We start from the raw sequence: 19961 nt of genomic DNA, 5'->3' as shown, positions 1-19961 counted from the left end.
GGGTGAGACGGCTCCCGGCGCTGCTCGCCGTCGCGCTCCTCCCCCTCGCCGGGTGCAGCGACGACGACGGCCGGGGCCCTGCGGACGGCCCCCCGTCGCCCGGGCCGAGCACGGCGACGGACTCCGGATCGGCGACGGCGGTCCCGAGGAGGCCGACGGGCGCGGCCCTCGACGTCGCGCTGAGCGAGCCCCGGGAGGACTCGGTCTACCCCGACGTCGGCGACCCGGGCGTCGACGCCCTCCACTACGACCTCTCCCTCACCTGGGACCCCGTGGCGCGGGTGCTGGAGGGCACCGAGCGGGTCGTGCTGCGCTCGACCGGGAACGACGACCGGCTCCGGCTCGACCTGGCGCCCGAGCTCGAGGTCGGCTCGGTGCGGGTCGACGGCGAGGAGGCGCGGTTCCGGCACCGCGGCAAGGACCTGGTCGTGCGCCACGACGTCGTCGCCGACCGGCGCTACGCGCTGGTCGTGACCTACGCCGGCACCCCGCGGCCGGTGCCGGCACCGACCCGGCGGCGGGACGTCGCCACCACCGGCTGGACCACGACCGCGGACGGGTGGACGTGGACGATGCAGGAGCCGTACGGCGCGCTCACCTGGTACGCCGTCAACGACCACCCCTCCGACAAGGCGCTCTACGACATCACCGTCCGGGTGCCGACGCCGTTCGTCGGCGTCGCCAACGGCGCGCTGGTCTCCCGGGAGGAGGACGGCCCGGACACGGTCACCCGCTGGCACCTCGCGGAGCCGGCGGCGTCGTACCTCGTCACCGTCGCGACCGGCGACTACGTCACCGCCGAGGCCACCTCGGACAGCGGGGTGCCGGTGACGTGGTGGGTGCCGCGCGACCAGCCGGACCTGGGGCGCGGGGCCCGCACGACCGCCGAAGAGCTCGGCTGGCTGGAGGAGCGGCTCGGGCCGTACCCGTTCGACACGCTCGGCGCGGTGGTCGTGGACTCCGCGAGCGCCATGGAGACCCAGACCATGATGACGATCGGCACGTCCGAGTACGCCAGGTCGCCGGCCGTGGTCGTGCACGAGCTGGCGCACCAGTGGTACGGCGACCAGGTCACCCCCACGGACTGGCGCGACGTGTGGATGAACGAGGGCATGGTGATGTACCTCCAGGTCCTCTGGCAGGCCGAGGAGGACGGCACGGACCTCGACGCGGTGCTCGACGCCTACGCGGCCGCGGAGGTCCGCGAGCGGGCGTCCGCCGGTCCGCCCGGCGCCTACGACCCCGACGCGTTCGGCGCCTCGACGGTCTACTACGGGCCCGCGCTCATGTGGCACGAGCTGCGCGGCCGGGTCGGCGAGGACGCGTTCTGGTCGATGGTGCGCGGCTGGCCGGCCTCCCAGGAGGACGGCGCCGCCGACCGCGAGGAGTACGTCGCGTGGGTCGAGCAGGAGGCCGGGCTGGAGCTGTCGGCGTTCTTCGACGACTGGCTGCTGGGCGAGACGACCCCAGCCCGGTCCTAGGCCCGTTCCGGAGGCCCCTCAGGCGGTCAGCGCGGCGGCCGCGGCGGGTGCACCGGTCGCGGGGACCGGCAGCCCGTAGTGCTCGCGCAGCGTGCTGCCGGCGTACTCGGTGCGGAAGAGACCGCGCCGCTGCAGGATCGGCACGACGTGGTCCACGAACGCCTCGAGACCGGCGGGCAGCACGGGCGGCATCACGTTGAACCCGTCGGCCGCGGCGGCCGCGGCCCACTGCTCGATCGTGTCCGCGACCTGCTCCGGGGTGCCGGTGAAGGTCCGGTGGCCGCGGCCGCCGCCGAGGCGCAGCAGCAGCTGGCGGACGGTGAGGTCCTCGCGGCGGGCGAGGTCGACGACCAGCCGGTAGCGGCTGCTGATGGAGCGGACCTCCTCGACCGGGCGGATGTCCTGCGGCAGCGGGGCGTCCAGCTCGAGCCGCTCGACCGGCAGGCCGGTCATCTCCGCGAGCTGCTCGAGCGGGTGGTCGAGGACGACGAGCTCGTCGAGGCGGCGCTCGAGGTCGCGGGCCTCGGCCTCGGTGCCGCCGATGACCGGGACGACGCCGGGCAGCACCTTGACGTGGTCGGGGTTGCGGCCGGCGCGGACCGCGGCGGCCTTGAGGGTGGCGTAGAACGCGCGGCCCTCCTCGAGGGTCGGCTGGGCGGTGAACACCGCCTCGGCGTACCTCCCGGCCAGCTCGATGCCGGCCGGCGAGGAGCCCGCCTGCACCACGACCGGGTGGCCCTGGGGGCTGCGCCCGACGTTGAGCGGTCCCTTGACGCGGAAGTGCTCCCCGACGTGGTCGAGCGTGCGGACCCGGTCCGGGTCGATCCAGACGCCGCGCTCCTTGTCGGCCAGCTGGGCGTCGTCGTCCCAGCCGCCCCACAGGCCCAGGACGACGTCGAGGAACTCCTGCGCGCGGGCGTACCGCTCGGCCGGCGTGGGCAGCGGCCCGTCGCCGAAGTTGGCCGCGGCCTGCTCGGCGGCGGTGGTGACGACGTTCCAGCCGGCGCGGCCACCGCTGAGGAGGTCGAGCGAGGCGAAGGCGCGGGCCAGGTTGTAGGGCTCGGAGAAGGTCGTCGAGGCGGTGGCGACCAGGCCGATCCGCTCGGTGACCGCGGCCATCGCGGTGAGCAGCAGGACCGGGTCGGGGAGCTCGGCGGGGCGCCGGGCTACCTGGCCGAGGCCGGGGTGGTCGGCGAAGAACACCGAGTCCAGCAGGCCGCGCTCGGCGGTGCGGGCCAGGTCCTGGAAGTACGCCACGTCGCGGACGCGCGAGGTGTCGTTCTCCGGGAGGCGCCAGGCCGACTCGTGGTGGCCGGCGGTCATGAGGAAGGCGTTGAGGACGAGCTGGGTCTTCTCGGGCATGGAAGGCTCCGTTCCGGTGGTGGCGGGGGTGGTTGGTCGGTGCAGCGTTCAGGCGCGCCAGCGGGAGAACCGGCGCTCGAGGGCGACCAGCGCGTAGTTGACGGCCAGGCCGACGACGGAGGTCGTGAGGATGCCGGCGTACATCTGCGGGATGAGGAAGTTGAACTGGCTGTAGTTGATGAGGTAGCCCAGGCCCGCGGTGGCGCCGATCATCTCCGCGGCGATGAGGACGAGGATCGCGGCGGCGCCGGAGATCCGGATGCCGGTGAAGATCGTCGGGACGGCCGCCGGGAAGACGACCTTGCGGAACGTCGCCACCGGTGACAGGCCGAGCACCCGGGCCGAGCGCAGCAGCTGGGCGTCGACGTTGGCGACGCCGCTGATCGTGCTGAGCAGGATCGGGAAGAAGCAGGCGTAGAGGACGATCGCGATCTTGCTGGTCTCGCCGATGCCCAGCACCAGGACGAAGACCGGCAGCAGCGCGAGCGCGGCGGTGTTGCGGAAGATCTCGAGCACCGGGGTGAAGAGCTGGCGGACCGGGGAGTACCACGCGATGGCCGCGCCGAGCGGGATCGCGGTGGCGACCGCGAGGCCGAAGCCGATGCCGGAGCGGACCAGGCTGGCGCGCAGGTGCTCGGTCAGGTCGCCGGAGCGCGCGAGCCCCCACCACACGTCGAGCACCTCGCTCAGCGGCGGGACGAAGTACCGGTCCACCAGGCCGTACCGCGGCGCGAGCTCCCACACGACCGCGAGCACGAGGATGCCGGCGGCGCCCCGGAGCGCGCTGAGCGCGCGGGTGCGGTGCCGGGAGACGTGGCGGACCTTCGCCGCCTCCTCCTGGCGCGGGTTCGGGCGGGCCTCGGTCCGCTCCTCCAGGACGCTAGGCAACGCGCTCGACCTCCTCGAGGCGGCGGGCGGGCTGCTGGCGCAGCGAGGCCCAGACGTGGTGGCGGTACGCCGCGAACTCCGGCGTCGACCGGATGTCGCTCTCCACGGCGGCCGAGCGGTCGAGGTCGATGTCGACGACCTCCTTGACCCGCCCGGGCCGGCTGCTCATCACCGCGACGCGCTGGCCGAGGAAGACCGCCTCCTCGATGTCGTGGGTGATGAAGACGATCGTGGTGCCGGTGCGCTCCCAGATGCCGACCAGCTCCTCCTGGAGCCGCTCGCGGGTCTGCGCGTCGAGGGCGCCGAACGGCTCGTCCATGAGCAGCACGCCGGGCTCGTAGGAGAGGCTGCGGGCGATGGCGACCCGCTGCTTCATGCCGCCGGAGAGCTCGTGGGGGTAGCGGTGGGCGAACTCGGTCAGGCCCACCAGCTCGAGGTGCTCGCGGGCCCGCTCGCGCCGCTCGGCACGGGTGTAGCGACCGGTCGCCTCGAGCGCGAGCTCGACGTTCGCGGTGGCCGTGCGCCACGGGAGGAGGGTGTACTGCTGGAAGACCACGCTCCGGTCCAGGCCGGGTCCGGTGATCTCCTCGCCGTCGACCAGCACCCGGCCCGAGGTCGGGCGGGTCAGCCCGGCCACCAGGTCGAGCACGGTGGACTTGCCGCAGCCGCTGGGCCCGACGAGGGCGAGCAGCTCCCCCGGGGCGACGGTCAGGTCGACGCCCTGGAGGGCGACGAAGTCGCGGAGCTGGCGGTCCTCGTCGCCGCGGACGGCGAAGACCTGGCTGACGTCGCGGAGCTCGATGCTGCTGCTCACTGGTCCTCCTCGGTTCCGGTTCCGGTGCCGGGGTCGGTGCCGGCGCCGTCGGCGTACGGGTTGAACTCGTTGGTGAAGACGTCCTCGGGCGTGATGTCGCCGGTGTCGACCTCGCCCTCGCTCTCGAGCCAGTCCAGCCAGATGGTCACGTCCTGGTCGCGGATGACGCCGCCCTCGGTGGCGACGCCGTTGGTGCCGGGCCAGATCTGGAGCGGCTCGAGGTAGTCCTCCCGGCCGTGCTTGGTCTGGTACTCACCGATCACGTCGAGCACCTCCTCGCGCGAGTGCGTCGCGATGTACTCGTTGGCGCGGGCGACGCCGGCGACGAGCGTGCGGGTGGTGGTGGGGTTCTGCTGGATGAAGCGCTCGGTGAGGTGGAACCCGCCTCCGTTGTAGGGACCGACGAAGTCGACGTCCTCGGCGAGCACCCTGATGCCGCCGTTCTTCTTGGCGTTGTCGAGCGCGCCGCGGCTCATGTAGGCCGCGTCGACCTGGCCCTCGCGCAGGGCCGCCTCGGAGTTCAGCGCGGGCAGCGGCACGAGCGTCACCTGGTCGATCTGGTCCTGGCTGAGCCCCTCGGACTGCAGGTAGGTGTCGAGCACCGCCTCGGCGTTGGCGCCGAGGGTGTTCACCGCGACCTTCCTGCCGACCAGGTCCTCGGCCTCGCGGACACCGGAGTCCTCGAGCGTGACGACCGAGGCGCTGACCTCGTCGTTGGAGCCGTAGGTCGACACGACGGCCTTGATCGGCACGCCGCTCGCGACGAGCTTCGCGGTCGCGCCGTAGAACGCCGAGGCGGAGATGTCGATCTGGCCGGTCGCCAGCGCCTGGAGGCTCTCCGGACCGCCCTGGACGTCGCCGACCTTGTCGAGGGTCAGCCCGTCGAGGTAGCCGAGGGCGTCGGCCAGCTCGAGCGGGTCCAGCGAGCCGGCGCCGGACTGGTAGCGGATGGTCGTCACCTCGCCGCCGCCGTCGGCCCCCGCGGAGCCGCCGCAGGCCGTGGCCGTGGCTCCGACGAGGCCCACCAGGGCCGTGGCGAGGAGTGCCGGCAGGCGCCGGCGTGCGGGCAGGAGTGGCATGGGTTCCTCCGGATGGCGAAAGTCGGGTGTCCCGATCAGGTCGCTCCGGATACTACGCATAGTCGATCGAAAAACTCGACATTGAACCGGGGCGACCGCGTGGTGGACCGTTCGCCCTCGGCGGAACCCCTGTCCCCACCCCGTCCGGGCGGGCACGGTGGGGTCATGCGGCTCCTGGTGCTCGGCGGCTCGGTGTTCCTCTCGCGCGCGGTGGCGGAGGAGGCGCTCGCCCGCGGCCACGAGGTGGTGTGCGCGTGCCGCGGGAGGTCCGGACCCGTGCCGGACGGGGCCGACCACGTCGAGCTCGACCGGACGCAGCCGCTGCCGGAGGCGCTGCTGGCCGACGCGGCGACGTACGACGCGGTGGTGGACGTGGCGCGGCACCCCTCGTGGGTGCGGGCGGCGGTGGCCGCGACACCGCAGGCGCACTGGGTGTTCGTCTCGACGATCAACGTGTACGCCGACGAGTCGACGCCCGGCGGCACGCCCGGCTCGCTGCCGCTGCGCGAGCCGCTCTGGGAGGACGCCGACCTGTCGGTCGACATGGAGGCCTACGGCCCGATGAAGGTCGCGTGCGAGTCGATCGTGCGCGCCGGCGCCCGGTCCTCCACCGTGGTCCGTCCCGGCCTGGTGGTCGGGCCGGGAGACCCGACGGGGCGCTTCACCTACTGGCCGGCCCGGTTCGCCGCGGTCGACACCCACCCCGCCGTCCTGGCGCCCGGCGACCCCGACGACCTGGTGCAGGTCGTCGACGTGCGCGACCTGGCCGCCTGGCTCGTCACGCTCGCGGATCGCCGCACCACCGGGACCTTCGACGGCGTCGGGCCCGCGACCCCGGTCCGCGACCTCCTCGCCGCCGTCTCCCTCGGCAGCGACGGCGGGGACGCGCTCTTGCACTGGACCGCCCGTGACGCCCTCGAGGCCCACGGCGTCGAGCCGTGGGCCGGCCCCCGGTCGCTCCCGCTCTGGCTGCCGCGCCCCGAGTACGACGGCCTCGTCGCCCACGACGCCGGCCCCTCCCTCGACGCCGGCCTGGTGGTCCGACCGGTCGAGGACACCGCCCGCGACACCCTCGCCTGGCTCCGCGCCACCCCCGACGCCCCCGTCACCGGCCTCACCCGCGACGAGGAGGCCGCCGTCCTCGCCGCTCTGTGACACCCCGCCGTCCAGCTCGGACGAGCAGCCGAGCCCCCCGAGGCGGCTGCTGGTCGAGCAGCCGAGCCCTGGCGAGGCGACTGCTGGTCGAGCAGCCGAGCCCCGGCGAGGCGTCTGCTGGTCGAGCAGCCGAGCCCCGGCGAGGCGTCGTCGAGACCCGGTGAGGTGCGCAGGGCCTGGGGCTCTCGAGTCGGCCGGCGAGAAACTCACCGAACTTGTCGTCCACGATGTGGTCTGACCTGGGGAAACGACCTCGGGACTGTCGGTGGTCGGTGCTTGAGTAGACCCATGGCCAAGGACTCCCGACGCAGCGCACACGTGGTGTGCCGCGCCGTCGCGAAGTCCCGCAAGCAGATGCGCTCGGCCGCCGAGGTCCACCTGTGGTCGATGTCGGACGACGACGTCACCGACACCCTGGTCGAGGCGACCCGGTTGCGCGCGCAGGCCGAGGCCCTGGAGCTCCGCCTGGTCGCGGAAGCCGACCGCCGTCACGCCGGCGAGCGGGACGGTGCCACCGACACCGCCGCCTGGTGGGCGGTCGAGACCCATCAGACCCGTCCCGCTGCGAAGCACCGGATGCGGCTGGCCGAGTCCTTAGACCGCCACTGCCAGACGGCAACGGCTTTCGCCGAGGGTGATGTGTCGGTGGACCACGCTCGGGTGATCACCGAGTGCCTCGACCGGCTCCCCACCGACCTCGACGACCCGACTATCCCGCTCCGTGCGGAGCAGCACCTCCTGGCCGAGGCACGGCACCGTGACCCCAAGTCGCTGCGCATCCTGGCCAAGCACGTGCTCACCGTCGTGGCCCCGGAGATCGGCGAGGCACGCGACGCCAAGGCCCTCGAAGCCGAGGAGCGCCTGACCCGGGAGACCGCGTGGCTGACGATGAGCCCCGACGGACGCGGGTCGGTGGTCGGGAAGTTCAAGATCCCCGAGCTGCACGGCGCGATGCTGAAGAAGACCCTCCTTGCCTTCGCCGCCCCGAAGCACCAAGCCGCCACCCAGGACCCCTCTGCCGCCGAGCCGGTGGAGCGCCGCCCGTCACCGGAACGGATGGGCGGCGCGTTCTGCGAGCTCCTCGAACGCCTCCCCACCGCCTCGGTCCCGAAGCTCGGCGGGCTCAACGCCACCGTCGTCATCACCATGGACATCGCCTCGCTCACGGGTGGACTCGCACCCGGTGTCCTCGACGACGGCGCCACCATTTCCGCAGCCACCGCACGACGGCTCGCCTGCGAGGCAGGCTTGATTCCCGCCGTCCTCGGGTCGAGGTCCGAGCTGCTCGACCTCGGCCGCACCACGCGGCTGTTCACCGGCGCCCAGCGCCGGGCGCTCAACCTGACCCAACCGACCTGCACCGTAGAATCCTGCGACTGGCCCGCCTACCTCTGCCACGCCCACCACGACCAACCCTGGTCCACCGGCGGCGCCACCGACCTGGCCAACGCCCGCAACCTCTGCCCGCGCCACCACGCCCGGATCCACGACCCGGCGTACGAGACCACGCACCTGCCCGGCGGGAAGGTCGCCTTCCACCGCAGGACCTAGGCCGACCCAACGGACACACCTTGTCCACCGCAACCACAGCGGTCGACCCCCGCGAGCCGTGAGGCGACACGCAGCCGCGCCCAGGACCTCGACCCCAGCGGCGCGCAACCACACGACTCGAAAAAGAGACCGCGAGCCGAGCCCACCCGGCGGCCCGGCGACGACCCCGGCACCCTGCCCACCTCACGGGGTCTCGACGACGCTCGCCAGGGCTCGCTGCTCGACCAGCGGCGGCGGCCCGACGACCACCCCCAGGCCCTGCGTACCTCGCCGGGTCTCGACGACGCTCGCTCGCGCTCGCTGCTCGACCAACAGGCTTGGGTCTCGACGGCGCTCGCTCGCGCTCGCTGCTCGACCAGCAGGAGCGCGGGCCCGACGACCACCCCTAGGCCCTGCGCACCTCACCCGGTCTCGACGACGCTCGCTCGCGGTCGCTGCTCGACCAGCAGCAGGTCGGCGGTCGCTGCTCGACCAGCGGGTCGCGGTCTCGCCCACACCGGCCCGGCCGTTAGGTTGCACGGCCATGGGCCGACCTGACGCAGCCGCACTGATCGACCTCGTGCTCGACGCGGGGTCGTGGACCTCGTGGGACACCGCCCCGGAGCGGGCCGGCGTCTCGGAGGAGTACGCCGCGGAGCTGCGGCGGGCGGAGGAGAAGAGCGGCGTCGACGAGTCCGTGCTGACCGGCGAGGGCCTGATGAAGGGCCGGCGGGTCGCGGTGGTCGTCGGGGAGTTCCGATTCCTGGCGGGGTCGATCGGCCGCGACAGCGCCGACCGGCTGGTGGCGGCGATCGAGCGCGCCACCCGCGAGCGCCTCCCGCTCCTGGCCGCACCGGTGAGCGGCGGGACCCGGATGCAGGAGGGCACACCGGCGTTCGTGCAGATGATCCGGATCAGCCAGGCCGTCGCCGCGCACAAGGCGGCCGGCCTGCCGTACCTCGTCTACCTCCGCCACCCCACCACCGGCGGCGTCATGGCGTCGTGGGGCTCGCTCGGCCACGTGACCGTCGCCGAGCCCGGCGCGCTGGTCGGCTTCCTCGGCCCGCGGGTCTACGAGGCGCTCTACGGCAAATCGTTCCCCGAGGGCGTGCAGACCTCCGAGAACCTCTACGCCCACGGCATCATCGACGCCGTCGTCGCGCCGGAGGAGATCGCCGGCATCCTCGACCGAGCGCTGGGCGTCATCCTCGCCCCGCGCCACGGCATCACGCCCGTCCCCTCCCCAACCGACGACTCCGCGGCCGACGACTCCGCGGCCGGCACCGTCCCCGACGTCGAGACGTGGGACGCGGTCACCCGCTCCCGGCGGCCGGACCGCCCCGGCGTCCGCCGGCTGCTGAAGTACGCCGCCTCCGAGGTCGTGCCCCTCAACGGCACCGGCCAGGGCGAGCAGGACCCTGGCCTGCTCATCGCGCTGGTCCGGTTCGGGCAGGCGCCGTGCGTGTTCCTCGGCCAGGACCGCCGCGGCCAGACCGCCGACCACCCGATGGGTCCGGGCGCGCTGCGCGAGGCGCGCCGCGGCATGCGGCTCGCCTCCGAGCTCGGCCTGCCGCTGGTGACGGTCATCGACACCCAGGGCGCCGCCCTCTCCCCCGACGCCGAGAACGGCGGGCTCGCCGGCGAGATCGCGCGCAGCCTCGCCGACCTCGTCACGCTCGACGCCCCCACCCTGTGCCTGATGCTCGGCGAGGGGAACGGCGGCGGCGCGCTCGCCCTGCTTCCCGCCGACCGGGTGGTCGCCGCCCAGCACGCCTGGCTCTCCCCGCTGCCGCCGGAGGGGGCCTCCGCGATCGTCCACCGCGACCTCGACCACGCACCCGAGATGGCGCGCAAGCAGCAGGTCCGCGCCCTCGACCTGCACCGGCTGGGCATCGTGGACCGGATCGTCGCCGAGCGACCCGACGCCGCCGACGAGCCCGAGGCGTTCTGCCGGCGGGTCGGCGCCGCGCTCGAGCACGAGCTGGCCGCGCTCCTGGACGCGGGGCCGGGCAGCCCCGCCGACCGCGCCCGGCGCTACGCCTGAGCGTCGTCGGGGGTCAGTCCGCCGTCGTGCCGCCGCAGGCCGCGACGGCGGTGGCGATCGCCGAGCGCATGTCGGCGGAGACCTCGGCGGCCGGCCGGTCGACGTACGCGAGCTGCTCGTCGAGGTAGCCCTCGGCCCGCAGGCGGTCCACGCCGGCCTGCTCGACCCAGGTCTCGGCGGCGCAGGACGCGACCGCCGGGGTCACCTCGCCCTGCTCGAGGAGCGCGGTGGCGATGCTGGCGACGGCACCACGGCCCACCGGGTCCGCCGGCCCCGCTCCCGCTCCTGCCGACGGTGCCGAGGAGGCCGGGTCGTCGTCGTCGCCCCAGGTGAGCGCCCACACCGCGACGGCCGCCGCGGCGAGCACGAGCAGCGCGACCACGACCGCGGCGATCGTGAGCCTGGCGTTCCGCGGCGGTGGGAGCGGCGCGGCGACGGGCGGGTCGACGGCCTCGACCGGCACGACGTGCCCCTCCGCGGGCAGGGCCAGGAGCGCTCGGAGGTCGTCGCGCATCGGCGCGGCGTCGGTGTACCGCTCCGCCGGGTCCTTCGCCATCGCCCGCCGGAGCACGCCGTTGATCCCCTCGGCCAGCGAGCCGTCGTCGGCCAGCTGCGGCACCGGCCGCTCGCGGTGGGCGGTGACGACCTCCCACTCCGAGGAGCCGTCGTACGGCGGGGATCCGGTCAGCGTGGTCCAGAGCAGGCAGCCGAGGGAGTAGACGTCGGTGCGCGGGCCGGCCTTGGCGCCGCTGTGCAGCTCGGGTGCCATGAACCCGGGCGTGCCGGCCGTGCCCGCCGCGGTCGCGGTGTGGTCGGCGCCGGCCTCGCGGACGATCCCGAAGTCGCCGAGGTACGCCGTGACGCCGGACTCGCGTCGCCGCAGCAGGACGTTCGACGGCTTGACGTCGCGGTGGACGAACCCGGCCGCGTGGACGTCGGCCAGCCCGGCCGCCACCTGGGCGACGATGTCGACCGCGGCCTCGCGCGGCGGCGCGCCGTGGGCCCGCAGCTGGCCGGCGAGGTCGCCGTCGGGGACGTGCTGGGTGACGAGGTAGAGCCGCCCGTCGACGTCACCGTGCTCGTAGACGTGGACGACGTGCGGGGAGTCCAGGGAGGCCTGCGCCTGCGCCTCGCGCACGAACCGCTCCCGGAAGCCCTCGTCGCCGGCGAGCTGCGGGGCGATCACCTTGAGCGCGACCTGCCGGTTCAGCCGGGTGTCGAGGGCCTCGAAGACCCAGCCCATCCCGCCGGTGCCGATCCGCGCACCGACGCTGTAGGAACCCAGCCGCTCCCCGACCTCGGGGTACCCGTCGTCGCTCACCTCGTCCGCTTACCCCGACCGGGCCGGTCCTACTCGGTCCTCCCCAGGCCCAGGCCGTCCGAGCCGTCCCACCCGCCTCGTGGTGCCCAGCGTGCGCCGGGGCGCGCGCCGGGCATCACGAGGCACTGGTGGGAGGGCTAGAAGAGCAGCGCCGAGGCCGGGTCGGCGAGGATCGAGGCGACGTCGGCGAGGAACCGCGAGCCCTTCTCCCCGTCGATGTGGCGGTGGTCGAACGACAGCGCCAGCGTCGTGACGTCGCGGGCGACGATCTCGCCGGTCCCCTCGTCGACCCACGGCCGCTTGCCGATCGCGCCGACGCAGAGGATCGCCGACTCGCCGGGGTTGATGATCGGCGTGCCCGCGTCGACGCCGAAGACCCCGACGTTGGTGATCGTGAACGTCCCGCCGCTCATCTCCGCCGGCTGGGTCCGTCCCTCGCGTGCGGTGGCGGTGAGGGCACCGAGCGCCTCGGCCAGCTCGCGCAGGGTGAGGTCCTGGGCGTCCTTGACGTTCGGGACGACCAGCCCGCGGGGGGTGGCCGCGGCGATGCCGAGGTTGACGTAGTGCTTGAGCACCACCTCGCCCGCGGCGTCGTCCCAGTAGGAGTTGACCTCCGGCGTACGCCGCATGGCGAGCACCACCGCGCGCGCCACGACGAGCAGCGGGGAGACCCGCACGTCGCGCAGCTCGCGGTGGCCCTTGAGCCGCTCGACGAGCTCGACGGTGCGGGTGACGTCGACGGTGACCCACTCGGTCACGTGCGGGATCGTGAAGGCCGACTGCACCATCGCGGCCCCCATCATCTTGCGCACGCCCTTGATCGGCTCCCGGGTCTCGCGCTCCCCGGGAACGCGGGCCGGGGACTGCACCTGTGCAGGGACTGCAGCCGACGCGGCCGACGGCGACCCGGCCTGCGAGGCGGCGACGACGTCCTCGCGCGTGACGGTGCCGTCCGGGCCGGACGCCGCGCAGGCCGTCAGGTCGACCCCGAGGTCCTTGGCCAGCTTGCGCACCGGCGGCTTGGCGAGCACGCGCTCGTCGACCGGCAGCGGCGGGGCGGGCGTGGCCGGGACGGCCGGCTCGTCGGCCTCGACGACCGGGTCGGACTGGGCGCCCCCGGGGGCGAAGGCGCCCTGCACCTGCATCTGGGTCGCCGCCGCGGACTCCGTCGACGGCGAGGCCGACCCCTTGCGCGGGCGGCGCAGCGGGCCGCGGTCGGCCTTGTTGCGGCCGACCAGGCTCTCGCCCTCCCCGCCCCCGCTGGCCGCGGGGTTGGACAGGTCGATCTCCATCTCGGGCGTGGGGGTCGCGTACGACGCCCCCGGCTGCTCACCGGGCGCGGGAGCCGCGGAGGCCGCAGCGGCGTCGGGCTCGCCGATCGCGATGATCGGCGTGCCGACGGCGACCGTCTCCCCCTCGGGCACGAGCAGCGCGGTGACCGCGCCGGCGTACGGCGAGGGGAGCTCGACCAGCGACTTCGCGGTCTCGATCTCGACGACGACGTCGTTGATGTCGACGACGTCGCCGACCTTGACCTTCCAGGACACGATCTCGGCCTCGATGAGGCCCTCGCCGACGTCGGGGAGGAGGTAGTGGGGCACGGTCGTCCTCTCAGAACTCGAGCGAGCGGTCGACGGCGTCGAGGACGCGGTCCAGGTCGGGCAGGAAGTCCTCCTCGATGCGGGAGGGCGGGTACGGCGTGTCGAACCCGCCGACCCGGAGCACGGGCGCCTCGAGGGAGTAGAAGCACTCCTCGGTGATGCGCGCGGCGAGCTCGGCACCCATGCCGAGGTTGACGTGCGCCTCGTGGCAGACGACGGCGCGACCGGTGCGGCGCACCGACTCGTGGACCGGCGCCATGTCCAGCGGCGAGAGCGTGCGCAGGTCGATGACCTCGAGCGACCGGCCCTCGTTGGAGGCCGCCTCGGCCGCCTTGAGCGCGGTCTTCACCGTCGGGCCGTACGCCAGCACCGTGACGTCGGTCCCCCGCCGGACGACGCGGGACGCGTGCAGCGGCTCGGGGGTCGCGTGGACGTCGAGCTCGGCCTTGTCGGCGTGGTACTGCCGCTTGGGCTCGAGGAAGACCACCGGGTCGTCGCTGGCGATGGCCTGCTGCAGCATCCAGTAGCCGTCGACGGGGTTCGAGCAGGCCACGACCTTGAGGCCGGGCGTGTGGGCGAACTGCGCCTCCGGCGACTCGCTGTGGTGCTCGACCGCGCCGATGCCGCCGCCGAACGGGATCCGGATGACCATCGGCAGCCGCGAGCGGCCCTGGCTGCGGAAGTGCATCTTCGCGACCTGGCAGACGATCTGGTCGTAGGCGGGGTAGACGAACCCGTCGAACTGGATCTCGACCACCGGCCGGTAGCCGCGCAGCGCGAGGCCGACGGCGGTGCCGACGATGCCGGACTCCGCGAGCGGGGAGTCGATGACCCGGTCCTCGCCGAAGTCCTTCTGCAGGCCGTCGGTGATCCGGAAGACGCCGCCGAGCTTGCCGACGTCCTCGCCCATCACGAGGACCTTGTCGTCGTGCTCCATCGCGGCGCGCAGGCCCATGTTGAGCGCCTTGGCCAGGGTGACCTTCTGGGTCGCGGCCTGGGTGGGGTGTCCGGTCATCTCAGGCCTCCTCGAACTGGGAGAGGTACGCCGCGAAGCCGTCGCGCTGGACGGCGAGCTCCTCGGTGAGCTCGGCGTAGACGTGGTCGAACATGCTCAGCGGGGCCGGGTCCGGCATGGACCGGCAGCCCTCGCGCAGCGTGGCGCCGAGCTGGTCGGCCTCGTCCTTGACCTCCTCGAAGAAGCCACCCTCGGCCAGGCCGTTGCGCTTGAGGTAGACCTCCAGGCGCGCGATCGGGTCCTTGAGCTTCCAGTGCTCGACGTCGTCGGAGAGCCGGTAGCGGGTCGGGTCGTCGGTCGTGGTGTGGGCGCCCATCCGGTAGGTGTAGGCCTCCACCAGCGTCGGGCCCTGCCCGTCCCGGGCACGCTGCAGCGCCGCCTGCGTCACGGCGTACGTCGCGAGCACGTCGTTGCCGTCGACCCGCACGCCAGGGAAGCCGAAGCCGAGCGCCCGCTGGTAGAGCGGGATCCGGGTCTGCCGCTCGATCGGCTCGGAGATGGCCCACTGGTTGTTCTGGCAGAAGAAGACGACCGGCGCGTTGTACGAGGCGGCGAAGATGAACGACTCGTTGACGTCGCCCTGGCTGCTGGCCCCGTCGCCGAAGTGCGCGACGACCGCGGCGTCGCGGTCGGGGTCGCCGGTGCCGACGACGCCGTCGCGCTGCATCCCCATCGCGTAGCCGGTGGCGTGCAGGGTCTGGGCGCCGATCACGATCGTGTAGAGCCCGAAGTGGAACTCCTCGGGGTCCCAGGAGCCCTGGTCGACACCGCGGAAGAGGCCGAGCAGGCGCAGCGGGTCGAGGCCCCGGCACCACGCGACGCCGTGCTCGCGGTAGGTCGGGAAGACGTGGTCCTGGGGGCGCAGCGCGCGACCGGCGCCGATCTGCGCGGCCTCCTGGCCGAGCAGCTGGGCCCAGATCCCGAGCTCGCCGTGGCGCTGGAGCGCCGTGGCCTCGGTGTCGATCCGCCGGGTCAGCACCATGTCGCGGTAGAACCCGCGCAGCTGGTCGGCGGAGAAGTCGAGGTCGAACTCGGGGTGGTGGACGCGCTCACCCTCGGGGGTCAGCAGCTGGACGAGCTCCGGCCCGCCGTCGCGCTGCGAGGGGCCGAACACCTCCGCCAGGTCGGGGCCGAATCCGGACGTCTGGCTCACGGGCGCACTCCTTCGTGGTCACCGGCCTCCGGGGTCGTCCGGTCGCCGGGTGGTGAGTTCCCGGACCGTACGACGCGGGGGTGGTGCGCCTTGTGACCGGGACCACATGCGTGGTGGCGAACAACGTACCGGCGCCCGCCGGGCGGGCGCCAACCTGGGGTCCCGGGGCTAGGTTCGGCCCATGACCGACCCCGAGCTGCGCGTGTCCGCCACCGAGATCGTCTCCGCACCGCCCGAGACCGTGTTCGCGATCCTCGCCGACCCCCGCCAGCACCCGCGGATCGACGGCTCCGGCACCGTCCGGGGCTCGGTCTCCGGGCCGGAGCGGCTGGGCCTGGGGGCGACGTTCGGGATGAGCATGAAGATGGGCGCGCCGTACCGCATCCGCAACAAGGTCGTGGAGTTCGAGGAGGGGCGGCTCATCGCCTGGAAGCACCTCGGCTCGCACCGCTGGCGCTACGAGCTCGAGCCGGTCGACCTCGCCGGCCGGCCCGGCACCCGCGTCACCGAGACCTGGGACGGCACGTACTACAACCGGCTCGGGCGCGCGGCGATGAAGCGGCTCGGCATGCCGGAGAAGAACCGGCGCGGCATCGAGGGCACCCTGCCCCGGCTGAAGGCGGCCGCGGAGGAGGACGCCGACGCCTGAGCGCCGGTCCGAGGGTCCTCGGACCGCCGTGGCCCGGGCGCGGTCGCGGGGGCCAGACGCCCGACGGGGAAGACGCCCGGCTCAGTCGCCGCGGAGCCGCGCGTAGGCGTGCTGGAGCGAGTCGGAGACGGCCGTGACGGCGAAGAGCGCGGCCCAGGTGCGGGTGGGCCGCGGTGCGAGGTTGAGCCCCGCGATGTAGGCGGTGCCGATCCACACGCCCAGGCAGAACGGACAGGTGATCAGCTTGCCGACCGTGCTCCGGATCCCGCCGCCCTCCCGGGCGCTCTCGAGGTGCTCGCCCGAGCCGGCTGCGCCCTCGAAGGAGGTGAACGGCGCCCGCACCGGCGCCGCGACCGACGACTTCGACAGCAGGCGGGTGAACTTGTGCACCGCCAGGCCGCCGAGGGCGATGTCGGCCAGGTCGTACCGCTCGGCCAGCTGGTGGCCCGAGGCCGAGCCCGCCGCGGCGATCCCGGCGAGCACCATGCCGTACGTCGTGAGGCTGCCGGCGTACCCGCCGAGCGCGACCTCGCCGTCGGGGTCGTAGCCCTCGACGAGCCGGCCGACCGACGGGTGCGCGTGGGCGTGCGTGAAGGTCATGGTCACCCGTTGACCCGGCGAGGGGGGTCCCAGACGCCTCCGGTCGGGTGAGGCGCGCGGACCCCAGTGGACCTCAGTGCACCTCGCCGAGGTCCTCGTGCGCGCCGTGGGAGACCGGCTCGACCTGGAACGTCGCGTGCCGCACCTCGAAGTGCTCGCCCACGCACGCGCAGAGGTCGTCGAGCACGGCGCCCACGCCGCGCTCCGCGAGCGCCTCGTCGGTCACGGTCACGTGCGCCGACAGGCTCGGGATCCCGCTGGTGATCGTCCAGGCGTGCAGGTCGTGGACGTCGACCACGCCCGGCACGTGACCGAGGTGGTGGCGCACGTCGTCGAGGTCGAGGCCGGCCGGGGCCAGCTCCAGCAGCACCGCGACGCTGTCGCGCAGCAGCACCCACGACCGCGGCGCGATGAGCACCGCGATCACCAGCGACGCGATCGGGTCCGCCCGGTCGAAGCCGGTGGTCCAGGCCACGAGGCCGGCGACCAGGGCCAGCACCGACCCGACGGTGTCGGCGAGCACCTCGTTGGTCGCGCCGCGCATGTTGAGCGAGCCGCTGGTCGAGCCGCGCAGGACCAGCACCGCGAGCAGGTTCGCGACCAGGCCGACCGCGGCGAAGGCGACCATCGGGCCGGCCTCCAGGTGCGTCCCGCCGGGGTCGAGGAGCCGGGCCACGCCGGCGTACGCCAGGTAGGCGCAGACGCCGAGCAGCACCAGCGCGTTGAGCAGCGCCGCGAGGATCTCCGCGCGGTGGAGGCCGAACGTCGAGCGCGGGCCGCCGCCGCGCGCCGCGACGTACGACGCCCCGAGCGCGAGCACGACGGCCGCGGCGTCGGTGGCCATGTGACCGGCGTCGGCGAGCAGCGCCAGCGAGCCGGTCGCCCAGGCGCCGACGAGCTCGACGACGAGCACGGTGGCGGTGATCGCGAGCACGACCCGCAGCCGCCGCCGGTCCTCGGCGCGGCCGGTCGCGTGCGTGTGCGTGTGCCCGTGTCCCACGCGTCCCATCCTGCCGGGTCACGGTTCGGTCACGCCGCCTGCGCTCCCGGCGGCGGCGGGCGATCCTCTCCCGGGCTACGGAGGGGCGGGGACGCATGGTGCTGGTGGGGTGGGTGCCGCGCGCCCTGGTGAGGGCGCTGGTCGGGCTGCTGGCGGGCCTGCTGGTAGCGCTCGTGGTCGTCGGCCTGCCCGCGGGTGTCGCGCCTGCGGCCGGCGGCACGGGCCAGGCGCAGCCGGTGGGCGGGCAGCGCGGGTTCGCCGACCCGGCGGTCGTCCGGCACGCCGGGGGGTACGTCGCGGTGTCGACCGGCCCGTACGCCCCGCGCGCCACGGCCCCCTCCGCGACGGGCCCCTGGACCCCGGCCCGGCCGGCGCTCACCCGGCTGCCGGGCTGGGCCTCCTCGCCGCGGATCTGGGCCGCCGACGTGGTGCGGGCGGGCGGCCGCTGGCTGCTGTACTACTCCGCCCCGGTCCGCGGGCTCGGCCCCGAGGGCCGCTGCATCGGCGTCGCGCGGGCGCGCGACCTGCTGGGCGAGTTCCGGCCGGTGGGCCGCCGCCCGCTCGTGTGCCCCGCCCGGGCGCGGGCCCCGCGGGCGCAGGACCCGGTCCGGAAGGTGCGGCGGGTGCACGCCCGCCGCGGCGTCATCGACCCGTCCGGCTTCCGCGACCGGGACGGCAGGCGCTACCTGCTCTACAAGACCCAGACCGCGCCCTCGACGATCCGGATGGTGCAGCTGACGGTGGGCGGAGGGCGCGTGATGCGCGGCCAGCGCAGCCACGAGCTGGTCCGGCGGCGCGGGGTCACGGAGAACCCCGAGCTGGTGCGGCGCGGCCGGCACCTGGTGCTGTTCACGTCCGAGGGCTACTTCGGCGACTGCGGCTACCGCACGACGTACCGCCGCACCACCCGGCTCTGGCGGTGGGAGCACTCCCGCCGCGCGCCGCTGCTGCGCCGCTCGCAGCAGGGGGTCTGCGGGCCCGGTGGCCTGGACGTGCTGGAGCGGCGGGGCGCCCGGAACCTCGTCTACTTCCACGGCTGGACCTGCTGGCGCACCGACCGGGCCTGCCCGCCGCGCCACGACCTCGAGCGGCGCCCCGGCCTGGTGCCGCAGCGCTCGCTCTTCGCCGGCCACCTCCGCTGGCGGCAGGGCCGGCCGGTCGTCGCCCTGCTGCGGCGTCAGTAGCCCCGGCGCCGGGTCACCAGGGGCGGATCGGCTCCCCGCCGAGCGCCTCGCGGCCGTGGGGGGTCAGCCAGACGGCCGGGTCGGGCCCCTTCGGCACGACGCCGGTGGGGTTGATGTCGGTGTGGACGACGTAGTAGTGCGCCTTGATCTGGTCGAAGTCGATCGTCTCGCCGAAGCCGGGCATCTGGAACAGGTCGCGCGCGTAGGCCCACAGGACCGGCATCTCGGTGAGCTTGTTGCGGTTGCACTTGAAGTGGCCGTGGTAGACGGCGTCGAAGCGGGCGAGCGTCGTGAACAGCCGGACGTCGGCCTCGGTGACGGTGTCGCCCATGAGGAAGCGCCGGTCCGCGAGGCGCTCCTCGAGCCAGTCCATGGCCGTCCAGAGCCGGTCGTAGGCGTCGTCGTACGCCTCCTGGGAGCCGGCGAACCCGCAGCGGTAGACGCCGTTGTTGACCTCGGTGAAGATCCGCTTCATCACGGCCTCCATCTCCTCGCGGACGTCGTCCGGCCAGAGGTCGGGGGCGCCGGGGCGGTGGTGGTCCCGCCACTCGAAGTAGAGGTCGTGGGTGATCCACGGGAAGTCGTTCGTGACGACCTGCCCGGTCGCCACCTCGACCACCGCGGGCACCGTGATCCCCTTGGCGTAGTCGGGGAACCGCGCGAGGTAGGCGTCCTGCAGCCGCTCGATGCCGAGCACGGGGTCCACGCCGCCGGGGTCGAGGTCGAAGGTCCAGCTGCGCTTGTCGTGGGTCGGCCCGGGCAGGCCGAGCGAGATGACGTCCTCCAGGCCCAGCAGCCGCCGCACGATGATCGAGCGGTTGGCCCAGGGGCAGGCCTTGGCGGCGACGAGGCGGTACCGCCCGGGCTCCACCGGCCACAGCGAGCCCGCGACGGGTCCGTGCTCGGGCGTGCGCGGGGCGCCGTCGACGACCTGGGTGATCCGGTCGGGGATGTAGGACATGTCCCGGTCGAAGGCCTTGCCCTTCTCGGTGTACGTCGGCTTGCCGTCGTTCGCGGAGGAGCTGTCCGAGCTGTCCTGGGGCGCCATGCACCCAGCCTAGGTGAACCCTCAACGACTCCTCGCC

General features: G+C 74.2%; 17 protein-coding genes. 6 read left to right on the top strand and 11 right to left on the bottom strand.

Annotated elements, in window-relative coordinates; genetic code table 11:
* Positions 1-2: 2 nt before the first annotated feature.
* Positions 3-1481: a M1 family metallopeptidase gene (locus AB0N29_RS14460; RefSeq protein ID WP_364867721.1), complete on the top strand. Its 1479-nt coding sequence runs from the start codon at positions 3-5 to the stop codon at positions 1479-1481.
* A gap of 18 nt (positions 1482-1499) precedes the next feature.
* On the opposite strand, the gene AB0N29_RS14455 is transcribed toward AB0N29_RS14460, so the two are convergent.
* Genes AB0N29_RS14455 through AB0N29_RS14440 form a run of 4 tightly spaced genes read right to left on the bottom strand, consistent with a single transcriptional unit; the run spans position 1500 to position 5624 of the window.
* Positions 1500-2843, bottom strand: coding sequence for an LLM class flavin-dependent oxidoreductase (locus tag AB0N29_RS14455; protein WP_364867719.1), 1344 nt, complete (start codon positions 2841-2843; stop codon positions 1500-1502).
* A gap of 48 nt (positions 2844-2891) precedes the next feature.
* Complete coding sequence (locus AB0N29_RS14450; RefSeq protein WP_364867717.1) at positions 2892-3731, bottom strand: ABC transporter permease; 840 nt, start codon at positions 3729-3731, stop codon at positions 2892-2894.
* Complete coding sequence (locus tag AB0N29_RS14445; protein WP_364867715.1) at positions 3724-4545, bottom strand: ABC transporter ATP-binding protein; 822 nt, start codon at positions 4543-4545, stop codon at positions 3724-3726. Before AB0N29_RS14445 ends, AB0N29_RS14450 begins: the two co-directional genes overlap by 8 nt.
* Positions 4542-5624: an ABC transporter substrate-binding protein gene (locus AB0N29_RS14440; RefSeq protein WP_364867713.1), complete on the bottom strand. Its 1083-nt coding sequence runs from the start codon at positions 5622-5624 to the stop codon at positions 4542-4544. Before AB0N29_RS14440 ends, AB0N29_RS14445 begins: the two co-directional genes overlap by 4 nt.
* A gap of 165 nt (positions 5625-5789) precedes the next feature.
* On the opposite strand from AB0N29_RS14440, the gene AB0N29_RS14435 reads away from it, so the two are divergent.
* From AB0N29_RS14435 to AB0N29_RS14425, 3 genes are all read left to right on the top strand, one after another.
* On the top strand, positions 5790-6779 hold the full coding sequence (locus tag AB0N29_RS14435; protein WP_364867711.1) for an NAD-dependent epimerase/dehydratase family protein: 990 nt from the start codon (positions 5790-5792) through the stop codon (positions 6777-6779).
* Positions 6780-7067: 288 nt separating this feature from the next.
* Positions 7068-8330, top strand: coding sequence for a DUF222 domain-containing protein (locus AB0N29_RS14430; protein WP_364867709.1), 1263 nt, complete (start codon positions 7068-7070; stop codon positions 8328-8330).
* Positions 8331-8853: 523 nt separating this feature from the next.
* The gene (locus AB0N29_RS14425; protein WP_364867706.1) at positions 8854-10353 is read left to right on the top strand and encodes a carboxyl transferase domain-containing protein; all 1500 of its coding nucleotides are present in this window, start codon (positions 8854-8856) and stop codon (positions 10351-10353) included.
* Between the two features lie 13 nt (positions 10354-10366).
* Here the strand turns inward: AB0N29_RS14425 and AB0N29_RS14420 are convergent, their stop codons facing one another.
* The 4 genes from AB0N29_RS14420 to pdhA all read right to left on the bottom strand — a co-directional run bounded on the left by AB0N29_RS14420 (position 10367) and on the right by pdhA (position 15413).
* Positions 10367-11674, bottom strand: coding sequence for a serine/threonine-protein kinase (locus AB0N29_RS14420; protein ID WP_364867704.1), 1308 nt, complete (start codon positions 11672-11674; stop codon positions 10367-10369).
* Positions 11675-11811: 137 nt separating this feature from the next.
* The gene (locus AB0N29_RS14415; protein ID WP_364867702.1) at positions 11812-13275 is read right to left on the bottom strand and encodes a dihydrolipoamide acetyltransferase family protein; all 1464 of its coding nucleotides are present in this window, start codon (positions 13273-13275) and stop codon (positions 11812-11814) included.
* A 10-nt stretch (positions 13276-13285) separates the two neighbouring features.
* The gene (locus AB0N29_RS14410) at positions 13286-14290 is read right to left on the bottom strand and encodes an alpha-ketoacid dehydrogenase subunit beta (RefSeq protein WP_364867700.1); all 1005 of its coding nucleotides are present in this window, start codon (positions 14288-14290) and stop codon (positions 13286-13288) included.
* 1 nt (position 14291) lies between these two features.
* Positions 14292-15413, bottom strand: coding sequence for a pyruvate dehydrogenase (acetyl-transferring) E1 component subunit alpha (gene pdhA, locus AB0N29_RS14405; RefSeq protein ID WP_302271733.1), 1122 nt, complete (start codon positions 15411-15413; stop codon positions 14292-14294).
* A gap of 211 nt (positions 15414-15624) precedes the next feature.
* Here pdhA and AB0N29_RS14400 point away from each other — a divergent pair, with 211 nt between their 5' ends.
* Positions 15625-16092 carry an SRPBCC family protein gene (locus AB0N29_RS14400; protein ID WP_302268592.1) on the top strand — a complete coding sequence of 156 codons (468 nt, stop codon included), beginning with the start codon at positions 15625-15627 and terminating at the stop codon, positions 16090-16092.
* Positions 16093-16173: 81 nt separating this feature from the next.
* Here the strand turns inward: AB0N29_RS14400 and AB0N29_RS14395 are convergent, their stop codons facing one another.
* Positions 16174-16692: a DUF1360 domain-containing protein gene (locus AB0N29_RS14395; RefSeq protein ID WP_364867698.1), complete on the bottom strand. Its 519-nt coding sequence runs from the start codon at positions 16690-16692 to the stop codon at positions 16174-16176.
* Positions 16693-16765: 73 nt separating this feature from the next.
* A complete protein-coding gene (locus tag AB0N29_RS14390) occupies positions 16766-17692 on the bottom strand; it encodes a cation diffusion facilitator family transporter (protein WP_364867696.1) in 927 nt (308 codons plus the stop codon).
* Between the two features lie 95 nt (positions 17693-17787).
* Between AB0N29_RS14390 and AB0N29_RS14385 the strand changes: the two genes are divergently transcribed.
* Positions 17788-18876 (top strand): family 43 glycosylhydrolase, encoded by a 1089-nt coding sequence (locus AB0N29_RS14385; RefSeq protein WP_364867694.1) that lies wholly within the window; start codon positions 17788-17790, stop codon positions 18874-18876.
* A 13-nt stretch (positions 18877-18889) separates the two neighbouring features.
* On the opposite strand, the gene AB0N29_RS14380 is transcribed toward AB0N29_RS14385, so the two are convergent.
* The gene (locus AB0N29_RS14380; RefSeq protein WP_364867692.1) at positions 18890-19924 is read right to left on the bottom strand and encodes a glutathione S-transferase C-terminal domain-containing protein; all 1035 of its coding nucleotides are present in this window, start codon (positions 19922-19924) and stop codon (positions 18890-18892) included.
* Positions 19925-19961 lie beyond the last annotated feature (37 nt).

The sequence above is a fragment of the Nocardioides sp. NPDC092400 genome (assembly GCF_040684155.1).
GTDB lineage: Bacteria > Actinomycetota > Actinomycetes > Propionibacteriales > Nocardioidaceae > Nocardioides.
This window is presented reverse-complemented; position numbering and strand designations above follow the sequence as displayed.